Genomic DNA, 18,903 nt, shown 5'->3' with positions numbered 1-18,903 from the left:
GCTAGAACCTCTCCGGCTTGACGAGGGCGAGGACGAGGTAGCCCAGCAGGGCGACGGCCACGAGGAGGCCGACGATGTTCTCGGCGTTCACAGCTTGGTCACCCCCTTGGCGATGAGAGCCACCAGCGCGAACACCGCGACCGTGGTGACGACGAAGGCCAGATCGGCCATCGCGAGCTCCTGAGTGAAGTGGGAAGTAATGAATCGGCCAGATGGCCGATGACGAGATAACCGTGTCTTCATCCCGGCGTTAAGACGCCTTGACGGGGTCCATACGGGCGCAGGAGAACTCTTAACGACACCCTTACGGGAAAGGACGGGAAAGGACGGAAAAGGCCCGGTCAGCCCAGGTGGGCCAGGCCGGCCGTGTCCAGGGCGGAGCCGGCCTGAGCGGCCAGCGCGACGGCCACCAGGCGGTCCTGTTCCGGGGCAGCGGGCCGGGGAGCGGATCCAGCAGGAAGCGGCCGTAGTGGTGTCCGCCGCCGATGACCCGCAGTTCGGTCTCGCCGTCCGGCCAGTCGCCGTACTCCGTGATCCGGCCCGGGCGGCGCAGCCACACGCCACCGTCGTGCTCCAGGCGCGGCAGGCTTCCCATCAGGGTTCCGTACTCGAAACGGCAGCCCCGCAGCCCGAGCAGGCCGACGAGCTCCCGGCGCACGTACTCGACGACCGCCTCCGGCGAGCGGCCGTCCTCGGCCAGCCGTGCGGTGCCTTGGAGGCTCGACAGATGGGCGGCGTCGGTGACCACGGTCGTCTGCAGTCGGCGTGCGCGTACCGCCAGTTGGGAGACGATCAGGCCGACGACGAGCAGCAGGACCGCCGTCTCGACGTCGCCTCGGTCAGTGATCACGAACCGTCGGTAGGGCTCGGTCAGGAAGAAGTCGAACCAGGCGGCCGCCGACAGTGCGGCCACCGCGCCGGCGGTCCGCGTACCGATGGCGGCGACCGCGACCACCGCGACGACGAGGACCAGTGCCGCGTTCGTCGCCGAAAGGTCCGTACGGAAGGGCACGAGCGCGAGCGCCACGAGGAGGGGGGCCACGAGCGCCGCGAGCAGGGCGGCGGCGTCGTGGAGTCGGAATCCGGACATGTGGGCCTCCTGTCCGTTCGCTTCAACCCTGCTCCTCGCCGCAGGCGCGGGCAGCCGCCGCCGCGAAGTCTTGACGCACCCCATATGGTGCTCCCGCTTCGGCATCAAGAGCGCGTGAGGACTGGCGCGGCGGCCGTATGGACCACGTCAAGGACCCTGGCGATCCGGCCATGGAATCTCCGACGCTGTCCTCGCTTTGTCCAACGGAGGAACAGCGAGAGATGTCGATAGACATGGGAAAGACTGGCACCGCAGGGCAGGCTCCGGGCACGGAGGAGCCGCCTGATACCCGCATCTCTACAGCGGTGGTAGAGGACCGGCACCGGCTGACCGCCCTCCAGGGGCTGGCCGCGCTGTCGTTGGACGCCATGGCGTCCGTGGCGTACGGGCCGGAGTCGATCGTGCTCGTCCTGGCCGCGGCCGGCGCCTACGGCATGGGCTTCACCCTCCCCGTCACCTTGGCGATCGCAGCGCTCCTCGCGGTGCTGGTGGCCTCGTACCGGCAGGTCATCGCGGCCTTCCCGGACGGCGGCGGCTCCTACGCCGTCGCCAAACGCCACCTGGGCCGGCGTACGAGCCTGGTCGCGGCGGCCTCGCTGATCCTGGACTACGTCCTGAACGTCGCCGTCTCCGTCACGGCCGGCGTGGCCGCCCTGACCTCGGCGTTCCCCGAGCTGTACGGGGAGCGGGTGTGGATCTGCCTGGGCGTCCTGGTCCTGGTCACCGCAGTGAACCTGCGCGGGGTCGTGGAATCCGCCAAGGCGTTCCTCGTTCCCACCGCCGTGTTCGTCGGCTCGATCCTCGCGATGGTCGTGGTCGGCCTCTTCCGTGACGGCCCCGTCAGCACCGCCTCCGCGGCCGGGCACGCGTCCGCCCTCGGCGAGGGTGCGACCACCGTGGGCGCGCTCCTGCTGCTCAAGGCCTTCGCCGCCGGCTGCTCGGCGCTGACCGGAGTCGAGGCCGTCGCCAATGCCGTCCCCTCCTTCCGGGCCCCGGCCGCCCGCCGCGCCCAGCGCACCGAAGTTGCGCTCGGCGCGCTCCTGGGCGTGATGCTCATCGGCCTGTCGATCCTCATCGGGCGCTTCCACCTCCAGCCGGTCGAGGGCGTGACCGTCCTCGCCCAGCTCGCGGACGCCTCCTTCGGCCACAACGTCGCCTTCTACGTGGTCCAGTTCGCGACGATGGTGCTGCTGGCCCTCGCCGCGAACACCTCCTTCGGCGGTCTGCCCGTCCTGATGAGCCTCCTGGCCCGCGACAACCACCTCCCGCACGTGTTCGCGCTCAAGGCCGACCGCCAGGTCCACCGCCACGGCGTGGTCTGGCTGGCGCTCGTCTCCGCCCTCCTGCTCGTCCTCTCCGGCGGCGACACCAACACTCTCGTCCCGCTCTTCGCCATCGGCGTCTTCGTCGGCTTCACCATCTGCCAGGTCGGCATGGTCCGGCACTGGTACGGGCAGCGCCCGCGCGGCTGGCAGGCGAAGGCGGCACTGAACGGCTTCGGCGCGCTGCTGACCGGTGTCTCGGCGGTCGTCGTCACCGCCACCAAGTTCACCGAGGGGGCGTGGCTGATCGTCGTCGCGCTGCCGCTGCTCGTCCTCGGCTTCGAGAAGATCCACCGTGCGTACACCGAGATCGGCGAACGCCTGGAACTCGGCCGGATCCCGCAGGCCCCGCAGCGCTCCCGCTCCGTGGTCGTCGTCCCCGTCTCCGGCCTGTCCCGCCTGACCAGCCAGGCCCTCACCGCCGCCCGCTCGCTCGGCGACGAAGTCCTCGCCGTGACCGTCACCCACCCCGCCCCCGAGGACCGACTGGCGGCCGAAGCTCTTCGGCGGGACTGGGAATTGTGGAAGCCCGGCGTTGAGCTGATCGAGCTCTCCTCGGAATCCCGCTCGCTCGGCCGTCCCCTGTCGGCGTACGTGCGGAAGCTGGCGCAGGCCCACCCGGACGCGCAGGTGACCGTGCTGATCCCGGAGACCGAACCCGCCCGGCTCTGGCAGCGGCTGCTCCAGAACCAGCGCGGCTCCGTCGTCGCCCACGCGGTCCGCCGCGACACCGACGCGGTCATCTGCCGGCTGCGCTTCCGCATCACGGCCGACGCACACTGACGAGTGTTGACGCACCTCTGACAGCGATTTGACGCGCCTCGTGCGCCGCCATCAAGAAGGCGCCAATTCCCGCTCCCACATCGGCATTTCCCATGGGACGGGCAGTGGTTTCCTGCCTGTTGCGCCGCCGGGGACCTCGAATACTCACATGACGGCCGAGGGGGTCCATGGAGACAGTCCCCGGCGGCGACACCCCTCTTCCGCACCTGGCCACCAGCCGCCAGGGCTGCCACGCTCCCCATTCGGAAGGTCTTGATGCCTCCCGTCGCCGCGCAGCACGTTCCTCCGGGTCTCGGGACCCCTCCGCGGACTCCGACCCACCGACCGTCCCGGAAGCGCTCCGGCCAGGTGAACGTGGTGGATCCCGAGCTGCTGGCCGCCTCGGCGCGAGAGGCCGTCGGCAAACTCCACCCGCGCGAACTGGTGAAGAAGCCGGTGCTGTTCGTCGTCGCCGTCGGATCCGTGCTGACCACGCTCTCGGCGCTCATCCACCCGTCCGTGTTCACCTGGGTGATCAGTGTCTGGCTCTGGCTGACTGTCTTGTTCGCCAACCTCGCCGAGGCCGTCGCCGAAGGCCGGGGCCGGGCCCAGGCCGAGTCGCTGCGCAAGGCCCGTACGGACACGGTCGCCGTGCGGCTGCACCACTGGACGTACGGCGCGAACCTGCGGCACGCGGAGACCGAGGTGGTCACGCCCGCCGAGCTCCAGCCCTTCGACTTCGTCCTCGTCGAGGCCGGCGAGCTGATCCCGGCCGACGGCGACGTCGTCGACGGGGCCGCGATGGTCGACGAGTCGGCCGTCACCGGCGAATCAGCCCCTGTCCTGCGCGAAGCGGGCGGCGACCGGTCCGGGGTCACCGGCGGTACGACCGTGCTGTCCGACAGCGTCGTCGTACGAGTCACCTCCCGCCCGGGGCACAGCTTCATCGACCGGATGATCGCCCTGGTCGAGGGCGCCACCCGGCAGAAGACCCCCAACGAGATCGCGCTGAACATCCTGCTGGCGGCCCTGACCGTCATCTTCGTCCTGGTGGTCGTCGCCATCCAGCCGATGGCCGCCTACGCGCACGCCGCACAGTCCACGACCGTCCTGGTCGCCCTCCTCGTCACCCTCATCCCCGCCACGATCGGCGCCCTCCTGTCGGCGATCGGCATCGCGGGCATGGACCGGCTCGTCCAGCGCAACGTCATCGCGATGAGCGGACGCGCCGTCGAGGCCGCCGGAGACGTGAACACCCTGCTCCTCGACAAGACGGGGACCATCACCCTCGGCAACCGCGAGGCCGCGGCCTTCATCCCGCTGCCCGGCGTGGACCACCTCAAGCTCGCGGAGGCCGCCCAGCTCTCCTCGCTCGCCGACGAGACGCCCGAGGGCCGGTCCGTCGTCGCCCTCGCCCAGCAGTACGGACTGCGGCCGGCCGCCGCGGAGGACCTCAGCAATCCGCGGTTCACCCCTGAGCTGGGACAACGGGGCGGGCTGCGCCATCCGCAAGGGTGCGACCGCCCAGGTCTGCGACTGGGTGGCCATGCGCGGCGGCACCGTACAGGCGGAGGCGGTGACCTGGTCGGCCACCGTGTCGGAGACCGGGGGCACGCCCCTGCTGGTGGCGGTCCACGACTGGGACGGCCCGAGGGTGCTCGGCATCATCCATCTCAAGGACGTCGTCAAGGAAGGCATCCGCGAGCGCTTCGCGGAGCTGCGCAGCATGGGCATCCGCACGGTCATGGTGACCGGCGACAACGAACTGACGGCCCGCGCCATCGCCGCCGAGGCCGGCGTCGACGAGTACCTGGCCGAGGCCACCCCTGAGGACAAGATGTCGCGAAGTACTTCGCGATCATCCCGGCCATGTTCACGGCGGCCTACCCGGGACTCGAAGCCCTCAACATCATGGGCCTGAGCAGCCCGACCTCCGCCATCACCTCGGCGATCATCTTCAACGCGCTGATCATCGTCGCCCTCATCCCGCTCGCCCTGCGCGGCGTCCGCTACAAGCCGGCCTCCGCGCACGACCTGCTCCGCCGCAACCTCGGCGTATACGGCCTCGGCGGCCTGATCCTGCCCTTCGTCGGCATCAAGCTCATCGACCTGCTGGTGTCCAGCATTCCCGGCCTCGGCTGACATCAGCCAAGGACGCCAGACCACGGCCGCACCAGGCCGGCCAGCGTTGATCCACACTCCGCTGGTTCCCGTGCCGGGGCGGCCCCCGTTCGGGTCGCCCCCGCTTCTTTCGTCCTGCACCCTCCGACCGAGCATGAGTGTGCCCTCGCTACACCACCGGACGGAAAGACGTTAAGAGCGCGTCAGGATTCCGTCAGGCAGGGATATAGACGTATCGGCTGTGCTCTCGCTGCGTACGCTGGCCCAGCCGTCGACTCCGATGGCCGAATCCACGCTGCACGACAGGAGCCCCCCACGATGGCCACCCCTGCCCGCACCTCGCGCCTGCGCGCGTGGATGCTGGAAGGCCTGACCGCCGATACGAGTTCGCCCGCCGCCAAGGAGACGGCGGCCCAGCCGCACGGCCGCCCGTGGTGGCGGGTGATGTGCCTGACGGGTCTGGACTACTTCTCCACCCTCGGCTACCAGCCCGGCATTGCCTTCCTCGCGGCAGGCCTGCTGTCGCCGCTGGCGACCATCGTGCTCGTGCTGCTGACCCTCTTCGGCGCGCTGCCCGTCTACCGGCGCGTGGCGGAGGAGAGCCCGCACGGCGAGGGCTCCATCGCCATGCTGGAGAAGCTGCTGTCGTTCTGGAAGGGCAAACTGTTCGTCCTGACCCTGCTCGGGTTCGCGGCGACCGACTTCCTCATCACCATCACCCTCTCCGCCGCCGACGCGACCGCGCACATGGTGGAGAACCCGCACCTCACCAGCACCCTGCACGGCCACGAGGTACTGATCACCCTGATCCTGATCGCGCTGCTCGGCGGAGTCTTCCTCAAGGGCTTCAGCGAGGCCATCGGCGTCGCCGTGGTCCTGGTGGCCACCTATCTCGGCCTGAACGTCGTCGTCGTGGCGGTCGGGCTGTGGAACGTGTTCACCGCACCGCAGGTCATCACCGACTGGACGGCAGCGCTGACCGCCGAGCACGGCAACGTCTTCATGATGATCGCCATCGCGCTCGTCGTGTTCCCCAAGCTCGCGCTGGGCCTGTCCGGCTTCGAGACCGGTGTGGCGGTCATGCCGCACGTGAAGGGCGACCCCGACGACACCGAGGCCAAGCCCGCCGGCCGGATCCGAGGCGCGAAGAAGCTGCTGACCACGGCGGCCGTGATCATGAGCATCTTCCTGATCTGCTCCAGCCTCATCACCACCCTGCTCATCCCGGCTGCCCAGTTCGAGCCCGGAGGGGAGGCCAACGGACGCGCGCTCGCGTACCTGGCACACGAGTACCTGGGCTCCGCCTTCGGCACCGTCTACGACGTCTCCACGATCCTGATCCTGTGGTTCGCCGGCGCCTCCGCCATGGCCGGCCTGCTCAACCTGATGCCGCGCTACCTGCCCCGCTACGGCATGGCCCCGCACTGGGCCCGAGCCCTGCGCCCGATGGTCATCGTGTTCACCCTCGTCGCGTTCCTCGTGACCTGGCTCTTCAACGCCGACGTGGACGCCCAGGGCGGCGCATACGCCACCGGTGTCCTCGTCCTGATCACCTCGGCGGCCGTGGCCGTGACCATCGCGGCCCGCCGGGCCGGGGAGCGCGGCTGGACCATCGGCTTCGGGATCATCTCGGCCGTCTTCATCTACACCACGGCCGTCAATGTCGTGGAGCGCCCGGACGGCGTCAAGATCGGCGCCTGCTTCATCGGAGGCATCATGGCGCTCTCCCTCCTCTCGCGCCTGGCCCGCGTCTTCGAGCTGCGCGTCACGGACATCGAGTTCGACGACATGGCGCAGCGGTTCATCCGCGACACCGCCAACCGGACGATCCGCTTCATCGCCAACGAGCCGGACAGCCGGGACATCGAGGAGTACCGGCAGAAGAAGGCGCAGATCCGCGCGGACAACGACATCCCGGCCGAGGACGACGTCATGTTCGTCGAGGTCACCGTCCTGGACGCCTCCGAATTCGAGTCCGGCATGCGCGTACGCGGCGAAGTCCTGCACGACCGCTATCGGGTCCTGACCCTGGAGAGCTCCAGCATCCCCAACGCCCTCGCCGCCCTCCTGCTCCACGTCCGCGACGAGACCGGCCAGCGGCCCCACATCTACTTCGAGTGGACCGAGGGCAACCCGATGGCCAACTTCTTCCGGTTCTTCCTCTTCGGCCAGGGCGAGGTAGCCCCCGTCACCCGCGAGGTCATCCGCGAAGCAGAACCGGACCGCTCCCGTCGCCCCCACGTCCACGCCGGCTGACCCCTCTGCATCAAGGCGCCGACAGGAATCCCGCTGGACCCTCGCCATGGCGACGGTCCAGCGGGATTCTCAGTACCGTGACCACTCGCTCGCGCGCCGACCGCGGAATCCGCAGGACCGTACTCGCCCTCGGGGCGGCCGGACTGACCGTCATCGCCACCGGCGCCGTCCTCGACGCCCTGTGGCTGCTCGGCATCGGGGTCTGGGGCGTCATTGCAGCGATGGCGCTCGAGCTCGTCTACCGGCCTTAGAGGTCGTCTCAACTGGCTTGATCAGTAGGCTGACGGCCGTGACGGCGATGGTGGAGCGTCTGGTGCCGGACGGGTTGTGGGAGTTGTTCCCGTGGGTGGTTCCGGCTGCTCCGGTACGACCCCGGGGCGTTGGCCGGCGAAGGTACGGGGATCGCACCTGACAGGTCCGAATCCCGTAGATCGCGGCAAGAAGGGATCAAAGATCCACGTGCGGGGCATTCCCCCCGATCCGGTCCCGCCGCGGACCGCGCCGCCGTCGACCGGCCAAGCTGCACGGTGACAAGGGATACGACTTCGACCGGCTTCCCACCTGGCTCCGCTCCCGCAACATCACACCGCGCATCGCGCGCCGGGGCATCGAATCCTCCCAGCGACTGAGCCGTCATCGGTGGACAGTGGAGCGCACGGTGGCGTGGCTGTCCGGGTGCCGCCGTCTGCACCGTCGCTACGAGCGCACAGCTGGTAGGCGCCGGCCACCGGTACGGCGAGCAGGTCTCCGGGGCGGATGTCGGCCGGCAGTTCCACATCGGCTGCGAGGATGTCGCCGGCCTCGCAGTGCCGGCCGACCACCGTGGCCGTACGGTGTCCAGTCGTCGACGCGCGGCCGACCAGGCGGGGCGCATAGCGCACCCCGTACAGGGCGGGACGCGGGTTGTCGCTCATTCCTCCGTCGACGGCGACGAAGACCTTCTCGCCGCTGTGCTTGACGGTGAGTACCCGGTACAGGGCGACTCCGGCCGGCCCGACGATGGCCCGCCCGGGTTCGACGGCGAGACGGGGTACGGTCAGCCCGGCGGCCGCACAGCCTTCTATGAGCTCGGCGCGCATCCTGCGTGCGAGTGTCGTGAGGTCGAGGGCGGGTTCCCCGGGACGGTAGGCGATGCCGTGGCCACCGCCCATGTCCAGCTCGGCCAAGGCGACCCCGTCAGCGTCACGGACACGGGCCATCAGTCCGACCATGCGGCGCAGGGCGACCGGATAGGGCTTCACGTCGGTGATCTGGGAGCCGATGTGGCAGTGCAGTCCGGTGAGTTCGAGCTGCGGCTGGCCGAGTACCCGGGTGATGGCGTGCTGTGCGCCCCCGTCGGCGAGGGAGAGACCGAACTTCTGGTCGTCGGTACCGGTACGGATCTTGTCGTGTCCGTCGGCCGAGACCCCCGGCACCACCCGCACCATGACCTTCTGGCGCCCGTCGGCTCCGACGGCGGCTGCGATCCGGGCTATCTCCGACGGGCTGTCGATGACGATCCGCCCCACGCCGAGGCGCAGCGCGGCTTCCAGGTCGCGGGGCGACTTGGCGTTGCCGTGCAGCACGATGCGTTCGGGAGGGAATCCGGCCGTGACGGCGAGTTCCAGCTCGCCGGCGGAACAACGTCCAGGCCCAGCCCTTCTTCCCGCACCCAGCGGACCATGGCGCGGGACAGGAACGCCTTGGCGGCGTAGAGGACGTCGGCTTCGGGGAACGCGTCCCGATAGGTCCGACAGCGCTCGCGGACTTCGCCTTCGTCCAGGACGTAGGCGCGGGTGTCGAACCGTTCGGCGATCTCTGCCAGCGGTACTCCGCCGACGGCCAGCCCACCGTGCGCCAGCCGAGTCGTGGATGCCGGCCAGATCGAGAGATCACCCGCACGGGGCTGTACCTCGGACAGGACCACCGTCGCCACCGTGTGATCCCCCATCAGGCGAACCGGGCTGCGATCGGAGATGCCTGGGGCAGCGACGTCGCGACCGGAGGCACCGCGGCGACCGCCGGAGCGGTGAACGTCGGGTCCACGGTCAGCAGAGATACACCGAGCGGATCGGCCATCGAGCGCAGCGCGGACTCGGAGAGCCGGATCCACGGCTGCTCGGCGCCGAGCGTGGCGGCAAGACGGTTTGGGCTGGTGAAGCCGACGCCGGTGCGCGCTCCCAGCGGGGTCCGGAACAGACGAACCACGACCTCCGCTTCTCCCGGCCGGACCGGCACGTACAGGGGCCCGGCCGGGATCCGTTCTTCAGGCTCGGGATCGTCGTCGTACTGGAACAAACACATGGGGCCCTCCTGGAGAACCACGAGTCGGCAGGTGACGCCCAGGGTGCGGGGAGGCAGTCCGGGGCGCGACACCGAAGCTATCCCCGCATCCCCGTGCCTACGGCAGCCCCGTAACGAGACCCTTACGGAGGCGAGCCAAGTCCTGACGGATCACTGACGCGAGAGCGGGACGGCATCAGAGACCCGTCACGGTTACGGATCTCTGCGCTAGAAGGCCGTCAACAGCGGCACCTCACCCTCCGCCGAGCCCCTTCCATGGGGACGATCGACGAGACGAGAGGGAAAAGGCCGTGCGAAGAGTCGTAGTCGGCGTGACCGGAACCCCAGGGAATCTGGCCGCGCTGCACCGGGCCGCTGCGGAAGCCCGCGTGCGTGGTGCGGAGCTGTTGGCCGTCCTGGCCTGGCAGCCGCCCGGCGGAGAACTCGGAAGCCGCCACAGCCTCGGAACCTCCGTCCTTGCGCAATGCCGCGCCGCGGCTGTCGAGAGACTCCGCGAGGCCCTCGACACGGCCTTCGGCGCCGTAAAACCCGGTGTCACCCTCGGCGGCCTCACGGTACGGGGGACTCCGGGAGCGGCCCTCGTTGACGCGGCACGTGACACGGAGGACCTCCTCGTGGTCGGCACGGGATCCCGCACATGGGTGCGCCGCCTCGTCCGCCCCTCGGTGGCCCGGTACTGCCTCGCCCACGCCGCCTGCCCCGTCCTGGCGGTTCCTCCCTCTCCGCTCCAAGCCGAGCTGGAATCCGTACACCGCCGCAACATCTGGAGAGTTCCGCTCGACCTGCGGGAGCTGACCCCATAAGGCGTCACCTCGTGTGGCTCCAGGAGGTGAAGGCGGAGGCATCGACCCCGACTGCCGCGACCGTGAGGTACGCCGGGACATGCCGGACCACCCGAGCCGCGCTATTCCGTGTTGCTGAGTACCAGTAGTCAGTGTTACGTTGTACCGGTACTCAGTAACGCCGACTAGCTAGGGGAGGGGGTGTTCCATGGCCAAGCTGCTGACGGAGATGCTCAAGGGCACGCTGGAGGGCATCATCCTCGCGTCCCTGTCCGGCCGGCCCGCCTACGGCTACGAGATCACGGCACGACTGCGGGAGCAGGGTTTCTCGGACATCGCCGAAGGAACCGTCTACGCGCTGCTCATCAGGATGGAGAAGCGCGGTCTCGTCGACGTGGAGAAGGTGCCCTCTGAGAAGGGGCCGCCGCGCAAGGTGCATTCCCTCAACTCTCAGGGTCGGGAGTACCTCGAAGAGTTCTGGAGGACGTGGAGCTTCCTCGCGGAACGACTGGACCAGCTCCGCGAACGGGGAGGCGAGTGACCATGTCCGAGGGCGAAAAGACCGGCTTCATCTCGAAGATGATCGGGCCCAAGAAGCGCTGGCGGGCGTACAAGGCCCGCGTCAAGGAGCTTCCCGAGAACTACCGCACGGCGGTCGAGGCGATCGAGCGGTACCTGATGTACTTCGTGCCCATCGACGCAGACAGCAACGCCTTGACGTTCGAGGACCTTGCCGACCTGTTCGAGCAGGCAGCGGTGAACGGAACTCCGATCCGCGAGATCGTCGGGGAGGACCCGGTCGAGTTCGCCGAGGCGTTCGCCCAGAACTACACCGAGGGTGGCTACGTCCCCGCCCGCGCACGGAAGCAGCTGGCCGACGACATCGAGCGCGCCGCGGGTGCTGAGACCGGAACGCAAGACAAGACGGTCTGATAGCACCTCAGCACGACGCTCGCCCAAGGGCCGAGCACTGCGCTCATCGCCATTCTGCACAGCGCGGGCCGACGGGGTCATGCCCCGTCGGCTGTCTCTCGCCGCATGTCCGCGGCGTCGCAACTGACCACTGCGCACAAGGAGATCCATGATGGAAACCGGCAACAGCGGATTGTCCGAAGCAGGTCGGCGCCGACTGCGCGAGGTGCTGGAAGCGCATGTCGAGTCCAGGAAGATCCCCGGGCTCGTCGCCTTGGTCGGCCGGGGTGGGGAGACCCATGTCGAGGCGATCGGGACGATGCGTCATGACGGCGGCGCGCCGATGTGCCGGGACACGATCTTCCGGATGGCCTCGACGACCAAACCGGTCGCGGTGGCCGCGACCATGGTCCTGCTGGACGAGTGCCGGCTGCGACTTGACGAACCGATAGACCGATGGCTGCCGGAACTGGCCGACAGGCGGGTGCTCAAGGGGCCCGACAGTCCGCTGGACGACACCGTGCCGGCCCGGCGTCCGATCACCATACGAGACCTGCTCTCCTCCACCTGTGGGCTGGGGCTGGACATGACGGCGATGGGCTCCCCGATGATGACCGCCTACTTCGAGCGCAAGGTCTACGGTGAGAACGGATGGATGCTGCCGGCGGTGGAGCCGGACGAGTGGATGCGCCGCCTCGGCACGCTTCCGTTGATGTACCAGCCCGGGGAGCGGTGGCTGTACAACGTCAGCGACGACGTGCTGGGGGTGCTGGTGGCCAGGGTCAGCGGTCAGTCGTTCGAGGCGTTTCTGCGCGAGCGCATCTTCGATCCGCTGGGCATGGAGGACACCGGCTTCCACGTTCCCGCCGACAAGATCGACCGGCTGCCTCCGCTGTACGCCCCCGACCCGCAGACGGGGGAGTTCATCGTGGAAGACCCGGCCGAGGAGGGACACCACAGCAAGCCCCCGGCGTTCCAGTCGGGCGGCGGCGGACTCGACTCGACCGTCGACGACTACCACGCCTACTTCCGGATGCTGCTCGACCACGGCATGCACGGCACCCAGCGCATCCTGTCCCGGCCCGCCGTCGAGCTGATGACCACCAACCGCCTCACCCCCGACCAGACAGCCGCCCTACAGACCTGGGCCCGCAGCGTCGCCCACCTGTCACACGGCCAGGGACAGACCGGCGGCTGGGGCTTCGGAATGACGGTGCGCACCTACCGAGGTGACTACGCGCCCATCGGCCAGTTCGGCTGGGACGGCGGAGCCGGCACCACCACCTACGCCGACCCGCACAACCAGCTCGTCGGCATCCTGCTCACACAGACCGGGATGTCCACCCCGGACTCGGCGCGGGCCATGCAGGACTTCTGGACCACTCTCTACCAGGCCATCGACGACTGATGGTGAAAGTGGAGCCGTGGGGCGCTCGAATCAAGTTGCGGGAGAGCGGGTCCTCCTCGCGCGCGCCTGGCGGAAGCCCCCGATGCTGACTTTTGCTGACTTCAACGGACTTGCAGCGCTCTGACCTGAGGAAACGCCGTTCGATTCAATGGTTCTGGAACTGGATCGGACGGTCACACGATGATATCGCGCTGGCTCGCGAAGACTGGATGAACGGGTCCCGATTTGGTGAGGTAAAGGGCTACGAAGGCGCTCCCATTCCGGCTCCCGACCTCCCTCCGACCCACCTGAAGCCCCGGGGAAGGGTGCGCTGAACTGCTGCTTTGTGCAGGGTCGGCGCTCGGTGTGATGGGCGCCCACGGCCTTTCGTTGACCTGGTTTCGCGGGAACGCCACGGGAGGTGGGGCGGCGGCCGTCGGCGCCAGGCTGAGTCCCGTGTGTGACAGCCTGTAAGCGACTTCAGTCAGGGAGTCACTCTGGCCGTAGGCGATGAGCCGTTGTTCATGACGTCCGGCGGCATCGCCAGCGCCGGTACCTGGCGCCGGCGGTTTTGGCGTCCGCGGGAGGCGGGTCGCCAGAGAAAAGGCGCTGGCTACGGAGCCAGGTGACCGGTGGCGCGGCTCCGACGCCGTCTCGAGGCCGGCTGCGGTGTACTGGCTGGAGGAGTTGCTGTGCCCGTCAATCACAGATTTGGCTGTGCTGTCGGTCGACGGGAACGATGAGAGGGTACGAATCCCTTTGTCGAGCAGATGCCGGGGCTGACCCGTCGATACGGTCGACGTACCGAGCGGCTGCGGTCGACGTCGAAAGCCGACGTGCAGTGGACCTGCCTGCCTGGGTTCTGGGAATCACGCGCGAACTGGGTGCTGAGGCGTCAGTCGGCCGGCTTCCGTTCTGAGGATGAGTGGAATCTGTCGTGCACGGGCCAAGGGGTCGATTCTGGCTTGTGTCTTGAGCCGGGCTTGCGGCGTCGTGTCGGGACGCCCGTGTGGGCCTCTGCTCTGCCGTTTCGTCGGCGGTTACTCGCCGTCCGGCGGCCAGGTGGCGTGGTCGCGGAGGTGATGGAACTCCGTCAGCTCGGAGGCGAGGACGTCGAAGTGCGGCAGCGGGGCCCACAGGTTGCGCTCGCCGATGACGTAGAGACGGCGTTTGGCGCGGCTCGCGGCGACGTTGAGCAGGTGCGGGGTGCGGGCCGCCCACTCGCGGGCGCCGGGCCGACCGCCGCCGAGCACGAGGACGACGACGTCGGCTTCCTTGCCCTGGGCCCGGTGGACGGTGGCGCAGCGCTCCTCGATCAGTTCGGACGTCCAGCCGTCCCGACCGCGGCAGATCTTCTGGCATTCGGCGACGAGGGACCGGAAGGGGGCGATGACGCGCACGCGCTCGACGGTGACGCCGTGCCGGTGCAAGTGGTCGAGGACGAACTCGAAGGCCCGGCGGTCGCGTTCGCCCCAGGGGGCCTCCGACGGGCGGCTGGGGTCGTCGGTGTTGAGCCAGCGGCTGGGCAGCAGGCCGTCCCGTTCCGTATCGGGGAACGCCTTGGGTGCGGTGCCGTAGACCATGAGGCCGCCGTAGGCGACCTCGTTGCTGACCGTGAACATCGGCTCTTCGCAGCGGCGGTGCACGCGCAGCGGAGAGCCCACCCAGACGAGCTCGTCGTCGGTGCCCGGGGCCGGCAGGTAGGTGCCGTAGCGGTTGGTCCGGTCGGCGACGGTCTGGGCGGAGGTGGCCGAGGGCAGCCAGTGCTCGTCGACGCCGTAGGCGCGCAGCAGCCGGCGCTGGAGGGCCGTGGGCATGGTGACGACGGGTTCGAGCTGGAGCGGATCGCCGACCAGCACGGCACGGCGGGCCCGCCACAGTGCGCCGACGGCGGCCTGTGGGGTGGCTTGCCCGGCCTCGTCGACGAGGACCCAGCCGATCGATTCCCGGCCGAGGCGGGCGAACATGCTGCCGATTGAGGAGAACGTGGTGGAGACGACGGGCACGAGGAGGAAGAGAGTGTGCCAGGCTCGCTCGACCTCCTCGTCGGGGACGGGCCCGTTGGTACCGGCCATCAGTTCCATGAGGACCTGGAGGTTCCCGCGGACCTTCTTCGCGGCTCCGGCGACGAACGCGCGGTGCAGGTCGAGGGCGCGCAGGAACAGGTCGCTGCGCGCGGTGGACCATGCCTCGTCGGACCAGGGCGAGCCGAGTTCCTGGTCGGCTTCGGCAAGGTGCGACCAGCCGAGCGGCAGGGACGGCAGCGCCCGGGCCGCCTCCCGCAGTTCGCGGTGGCTGCCGTCGAGTTCGGCCACGGCGGCTCGTAGTCCGCTGCGGGAGGAGTCGGCGACCTGCCGGGCATGGCGGAGGGCGGTGGCTGCCGCGGACTCCCGCGCGCCGGCGGCCCGTTCGTGGCCGCGGGCGGCGGTGAGATTGGCGGCGGCCTCGTCGACGGCGGCGGCGGACCGTGTGTGCCGGTCGGCGGCCAGGGACTCGGCGCGTACGGCTGCGGCGACCTGCTCCAGAGAGTCCTCGAGCGCGGTGCGCTGCCGGACGAGCAGGTGCGCGATCTCGGACTGGGTGCGCTCCTGTTGCCGTTCGGCGGCCTGCCGGTCGGCCGCGCTCTGCAGCAGGCGGCGCAGCCCGCCGCGCAGGCCGCGCTCGATGACCGGGGGCGCGTCGTGGCGGGCGGTGAGCGCGGTCACGTACTCGCGGTGGTGCGCGGCCAGTTCACGGGCGGCCGACAGGTCCGCGCGGGCGGTGGCCAGCTCCTGGCGGGCCCGCGGTACGTGTTCGGAGGCCGTCCCGTGTCCGGCCTCGGCCACCACCGTGGCCGTCCGGGCGGTGGCCAAGGCGGCGGCGGCCCGGTCCAGGACCGCCGCGGCGGCGGCGACCTGCTGGTCGGCCCGGGACACGGCGGATTCCAGGTCCGCGATCCGCTGCCCGGCCGACGGGGACTCGACGGCCGCCAGGGCACCGGCCAGCCGGGCGCGTCCGGCGCGCAGCCGCTCCACCTCGGCCTGGGCGGTACGGAACGCGGCGACGGCGTCGGTCCACGACGGCACGGGCTGGGCGGGTCCCGCCGCCGCAGCCTGGTCCGCCGGGGTGACGGGACGTCGGCCTCCGGGCGGTGGCTTCGGCGGAAGCCAGTCGCGCAGGACCTCCTGCATGCCGCGCAGCGGCGGCAGTCCCGCGGCGGAGCGAGCCTGGGTCTCCTTCTCGGGCAGCCGGCCCCACCAGAAGCGGTTTCCGAACTCCTTGCGGTTGGTCTTGTTGCCGAGCACCGCTGCGACCAGACCCCAGGCCGGCCCGCCGAGGAGCGCGGAGGCGAGGTCGGAGAAGTGGTCGGGGCCGCCGTGCCAGTGCTCGCCGAGCGCGCCCATGCCGGGCAGTTCGGCGGTGATGTTCTCCACGGCGCCGTTGTTGGAGGAGGTGACCACGATCTCGAACCCGGTCAGCCGCGGGTCGAGCCGCGACACGGTGCGGGGGTAGGCGCCCTGGCGGTCCCTGCCCTTCCAGGCCGGACCGGTGAACGCCTTCTCGGGCCGGGTGAACGTGGCCAGCACAGCCGCTCGCTCGACGACCAGTGCGGCGACCAGGTCGCGCAGCATCGTGGTCTTGCCCGTGCCTGGCGGGCCGTTCACGGAGAACATTCCGCCCTCGGTTCCCGCTCGGTCGGCGAGCATGCGGTCGACCGCGAACTGCTGGCTCAGCGCGAGCGGGAACCGTGCCGGTGCGGGCCAGCGGCCGGCCGGAACCAGGTCCGGAGCCACCCCTTCCAGGACGACCCCGCGCTGCCGGCGCACATCCGTCCGCGCCCCCACGGCGACGGTGTCGAGCTCGGTCAGGTACGCCTCCAGCGCCGGGCCGAAACCCTTCCCGATGGCCGCGGACACCCGGGCCAGATCAGGGGGAAGCAGACTGTTCAAGAACGGCGCGGAGGCGGTGACCTTCGCCTGCGGGTCCCGCGGCCGTTGGACCAGCCTGCTGCGCACCCGGACCACCTGTGGGCGCAGGTAATCCCGTACCCCGCACAGGTCGGCGATCTGCGCGGTCAGGGCGACCAGATCGGCGAACCCGAGTGCACGGGCACCGGCGCCAGCCTCGTAATCCGCCTCGGTCGACATGTCAGGACCGTCGGCCGACGACCCCTCGTGGACGCCCCGGGTGCCGTCCGGCCGCCCGGGCTGCGGCTGCTCCTCGGCGGGGCGGCGGGCGGCGACCCAGTCCGCGGCGCGGCGCACCAGGGGTTCCGCCGCACCCTGCAGGGCGGCGCCGGCGACCTCGCCGAACAGGGCCCCGACCGCGCCGACAGCAGCGCCGCCCAGGATCTCGGCGAGCAGCCGCTGCCAGCTCCCGCCGCTGGCCCCGGCCGGAGCTCCCGGCCCAGCCACGGAGCCGGACCACCGCTCGTACGCCGTTCCGGCGGTCGGGGAGGTGGGGCCGTAAGGGATCGCGGTGGCCGTAAGCTCGTCGATCGCCGTGCCGAACGCGTCGTCGAGTTCCTCGAACCCGTCCAGCCACCCCGGTGCGGACGGCCCGGGATCGAACAGGCGGCCGGTCGCCCAGGCGCACGCGGAGATCACGGACGTGTCTTCGAGCGGTCGGCCCTCGTCGTCCAGGACCAGCGCGAACATCGCGCTCTGGCCCGACAGCACCAGCTCGGTCTGAGGCACGCCGGGGTCGGGATCCGTTCCCGCGGGCAGTACGGAGATCATTGCCTGGCGGAGCAGCTCCAGATCGAAGACCCCGCAGTAGACCTCGTGCCGCCACATACGTCCGTACGGTGCCCGCCGTGCCCCCGTCTCCGGATGGTCCGGAGCCCACGGCAGGAGCGGCGGCACCCGGCCGGGTTCAGGAGTCAGGTCAACTACGTACTCGTCCCTAGGCCCGGAGCGCGCGGCGGGGCGCCGACGAGGCAGTGCCGGGATGGTTGGCGGACTGAACAGTTCGATCGCGCGCCAGCACTCCAGCAGGGCCTTCCGTCGACGGTCCTGCGTGTGTCCGCTCCGCACCCACTGCCCCCGTGTCGCACGCGCGGCATGGTGCCGCTCCCTTGAAGATCAGCCGTATCGCTGAATCTACCGGACCGTCAACAGGGCGTGTCATGCTCCGGAACGCCTGGGCCCACAGGGCCGGATCGGCCGACTTGGCACGGGCGGGAGGGGGTCCGGCGTGTGATGCGCGCTGCATCGTCGGCGATCAGGTCCGTCCCGCGAGCGCATCGCCGAGAACTTGAGGAATGCGGTCGTGGTGAAGCCGCGGGTCTCAGGGTGGACGTCCGCGGTGTGGTCTCCCAGGGCGATCGCAGAAGCGAGCGCGACTCGCGAAAGTTCCGCTGGGTCCGCCGGCAACTGTGCCTCACCGGGTCCACGACTACGAACACGACCACCGGGTCGGCTTCGCCGCCGAGCCGACTGCCCAGGAAGGTCTGGGCGCAACCGGAGGATCGACACCTTATGGCCAACCGGGGGTGCGGCATGCCGTCGGCTCGATGACGATCTGGGAAGGACCGGAATCGCGCCGGCGAAGGAGGATCCTTGACGCGTCTTGCTCGGATCCCGCTGGCGGAGGGCGGATCCATCTTGGTCGAGGCCCCGGGCGCAGTGGAGGGGCCGGTGAAGGCGGGGCGTCTCGGCGACGCCATTCAGCAGCTCCCGGAGAACCTCCAGTCCGCGCTGGACTCGGTCACCGAGGCGGCGGGCGCCGTGCTCGACCAGCTGCGCAAGGCCGGACCTGACGGGGTCACCGTGGAGTTCGGCGTCGACCTCGCGCTCACGGCGGGGGCCGTGGCGGGCTACCTGCCGGATCAGGAGACCGCCCCCGTCTGCGGCCGCGGGTGAGCGCGAAGAAGACCCGGTTGGTGCGGCCCCTCGAAGACGACGCCTGGTCCATCCTCCTTGCGAGTGAACCGTCCCCGAACGCATCCGGTGTGCCGACAGGGCGGACCAGAGTGGGCGTACCTCCACCCCCATCGGCCGCGCACCA

At 70.1% G+C, this 18,903-nt stretch carries 13 protein-coding genes and 4 pseudogenes; 11 read left to right on the top strand and 6 right to left on the bottom strand.

Features of this window, described 5'->3' with window-relative positions; genetic code table 11:
• Position 1: 1 nt before the first annotated feature.
• From kdpF to ABD973_RS02945, 3 genes are all read right to left on the bottom strand, one after another.
• A complete protein-coding gene (kdpF, locus tag ABD973_RS02955) occupies positions 2-91 on the bottom strand; it encodes a K(+)-transporting ATPase subunit F (protein ID WP_125594429.1) in 90 nt (29 codons plus the stop codon).
• Entirely contained in the window at positions 88-243 is a 156-nt protein-coding gene (locus ABD973_RS02950; RefSeq protein WP_164721007.1) for a hypothetical protein, read from the bottom strand. The genes kdpF and ABD973_RS02950 overlap by 4 nt, the downstream gene beginning before the upstream one ends.
• 61 nt (positions 244-304) lie before the next feature.
• On the bottom strand, positions 305-1,090 hold the full coding sequence (locus ABD973_RS02945) for a DUF4118 domain-containing protein (RefSeq protein ID WP_345498227.1): 786 nt from the start codon (positions 1,088-1,090) through the stop codon (positions 305-307).
• A gap of 221 nt (positions 1,091-1,311) precedes the next feature.
• Between ABD973_RS02945 and ABD973_RS02940 the strand changes: the two genes are divergently transcribed.
• The 5 genes and pseudogenes from ABD973_RS02940 to ABD973_RS02920 form a co-directional block, all read left to right on the top strand.
• On the top strand, positions 1,312-3,195 hold the full coding sequence (locus tag ABD973_RS02940; protein ID WP_345498226.1) for an APC family permease: 1,884 nt from the start codon (positions 1,312-1,314) through the stop codon (positions 3,193-3,195).
• Positions 3,196-3,450: 255 nt separating this feature from the next.
• Positions 3,451-5,316, top strand: a pseudogene (gene kdpB, locus ABD973_RS02935) (potassium-transporting ATPase subunit KdpB).
• Between the two features lie 297 nt (positions 5,317-5,613).
• On the top strand, positions 5,614-7,551 hold the full coding sequence (locus ABD973_RS02930) for an APC family permease (RefSeq protein WP_345498225.1): 1,938 nt from the start codon (positions 5,614-5,616) through the stop codon (positions 7,549-7,551).
• A 77-nt stretch (positions 7,552-7,628) separates the two neighbouring features.
• Positions 7,629-7,802: a hypothetical protein gene (locus ABD973_RS02925; RefSeq protein ID WP_164721008.1), complete on the top strand. Its 174-nt coding sequence runs from the start codon at positions 7,629-7,631 to the stop codon at positions 7,800-7,802.
• 133 nt (positions 7,803-7,935) lie between these two features.
• A pseudogene (locus ABD973_RS02920) lies at positions 7,936-8,263 on the top strand (transposase); the annotation flags it as partial.
• Here ABD973_RS02920 and lysA read toward each other — a convergent pair.
• Both lysA and ABD973_RS02910 read right to left on the bottom strand, forming a co-directional pair.
• Positions 8,247-9,481 (bottom strand): annotated as a pseudogene (gene lysA / locus ABD973_RS02915) (diaminopimelate decarboxylase); the annotation flags it as partial. The pseudogenes ABD973_RS02920 and lysA overlap by 17 nt on opposite strands.
• Entirely contained in the window at positions 9,481-9,834 is a 354-nt protein-coding gene (locus tag ABD973_RS02910; protein ID WP_345498224.1) for an SAV_915 family protein, read from the bottom strand. The pseudogene lysA and the gene ABD973_RS02910, both read right to left, overlap by 1 nt.
• 290 nt (positions 9,835-10,124) lie before the next feature.
• Between ABD973_RS02910 and ABD973_RS02905 the strand changes: the two genes are divergently transcribed.
• The 5 genes and pseudogenes from ABD973_RS02905 to ABD973_RS02885 all read left to right on the top strand — a co-directional run.
• Positions 10,125-10,637, top strand: a complete 513-nt coding sequence (locus ABD973_RS02905; RefSeq protein WP_125823363.1) for a universal stress protein — start codon at positions 10,125-10,127, stop codon at positions 10,635-10,637.
• Positions 10,638-10,824: 187 nt separating this feature from the next.
• Entirely contained in the window at positions 10,825-11,157 is a 333-nt protein-coding gene (locus tag ABD973_RS02900) for a PadR family transcriptional regulator (protein WP_345498223.1), read from the top strand.
• Between the two features lie 2 nt (positions 11,158-11,159).
• Complete coding sequence (locus ABD973_RS02895; RefSeq protein ID WP_345498222.1) at positions 11,160-11,549, top strand: DUF1048 domain-containing protein; 390 nt, start codon at positions 11,160-11,162, stop codon at positions 11,547-11,549.
• 151 nt (positions 11,550-11,700) lie between these two features.
• Positions 11,701-12,936, top strand: a complete 1,236-nt coding sequence (locus ABD973_RS02890) for a serine hydrolase domain-containing protein (protein ID WP_345504441.1) — start codon at positions 11,701-11,703, stop codon at positions 12,934-12,936.
• A 152-nt stretch (positions 12,937-13,088) separates the two neighbouring features.
• Positions 13,089-13,250: pseudogene (locus ABD973_RS02885) on the top strand (pirin family protein); the annotation flags it as partial.
• 705 nt (positions 13,251-13,955) lie between these two features.
• On the opposite strand, the gene ABD973_RS02880 reads toward ABD973_RS02885, so the two are convergent.
• Positions 13,956-17,690: a DEAD/DEAH box helicase gene (locus tag ABD973_RS02880; protein WP_345498220.1), complete on the bottom strand. Its 3,735-nt coding sequence runs from the start codon at positions 17,688-17,690 to the stop codon at positions 13,956-13,958.
• A 765-nt stretch (positions 17,691-18,455) separates the two neighbouring features.
• On the opposite strand from ABD973_RS02880, the gene ABD973_RS02875 reads away from it, so the two are divergent.
• Entirely contained in the window at positions 18,456-18,758 is a 303-nt protein-coding gene (locus tag ABD973_RS02875; RefSeq protein ID WP_345498218.1) for a CU044_2847 family protein, read from the top strand.
• Positions 18,759-18,903 lie beyond the last annotated feature (145 nt).

This window comes from Streptomyces racemochromogenes (assembly GCF_039535215.1).
GTDB classification, from domain to species: domain Bacteria; phylum Actinomycetota; class Actinomycetes; order Streptomycetales; family Streptomycetaceae; genus Streptomyces; species Streptomyces racemochromogenes.
The sequence above is the reverse complement of the archived record's forward strand: the minus strand, read 5'-3'. Positions and strand labels throughout refer to the sequence as shown.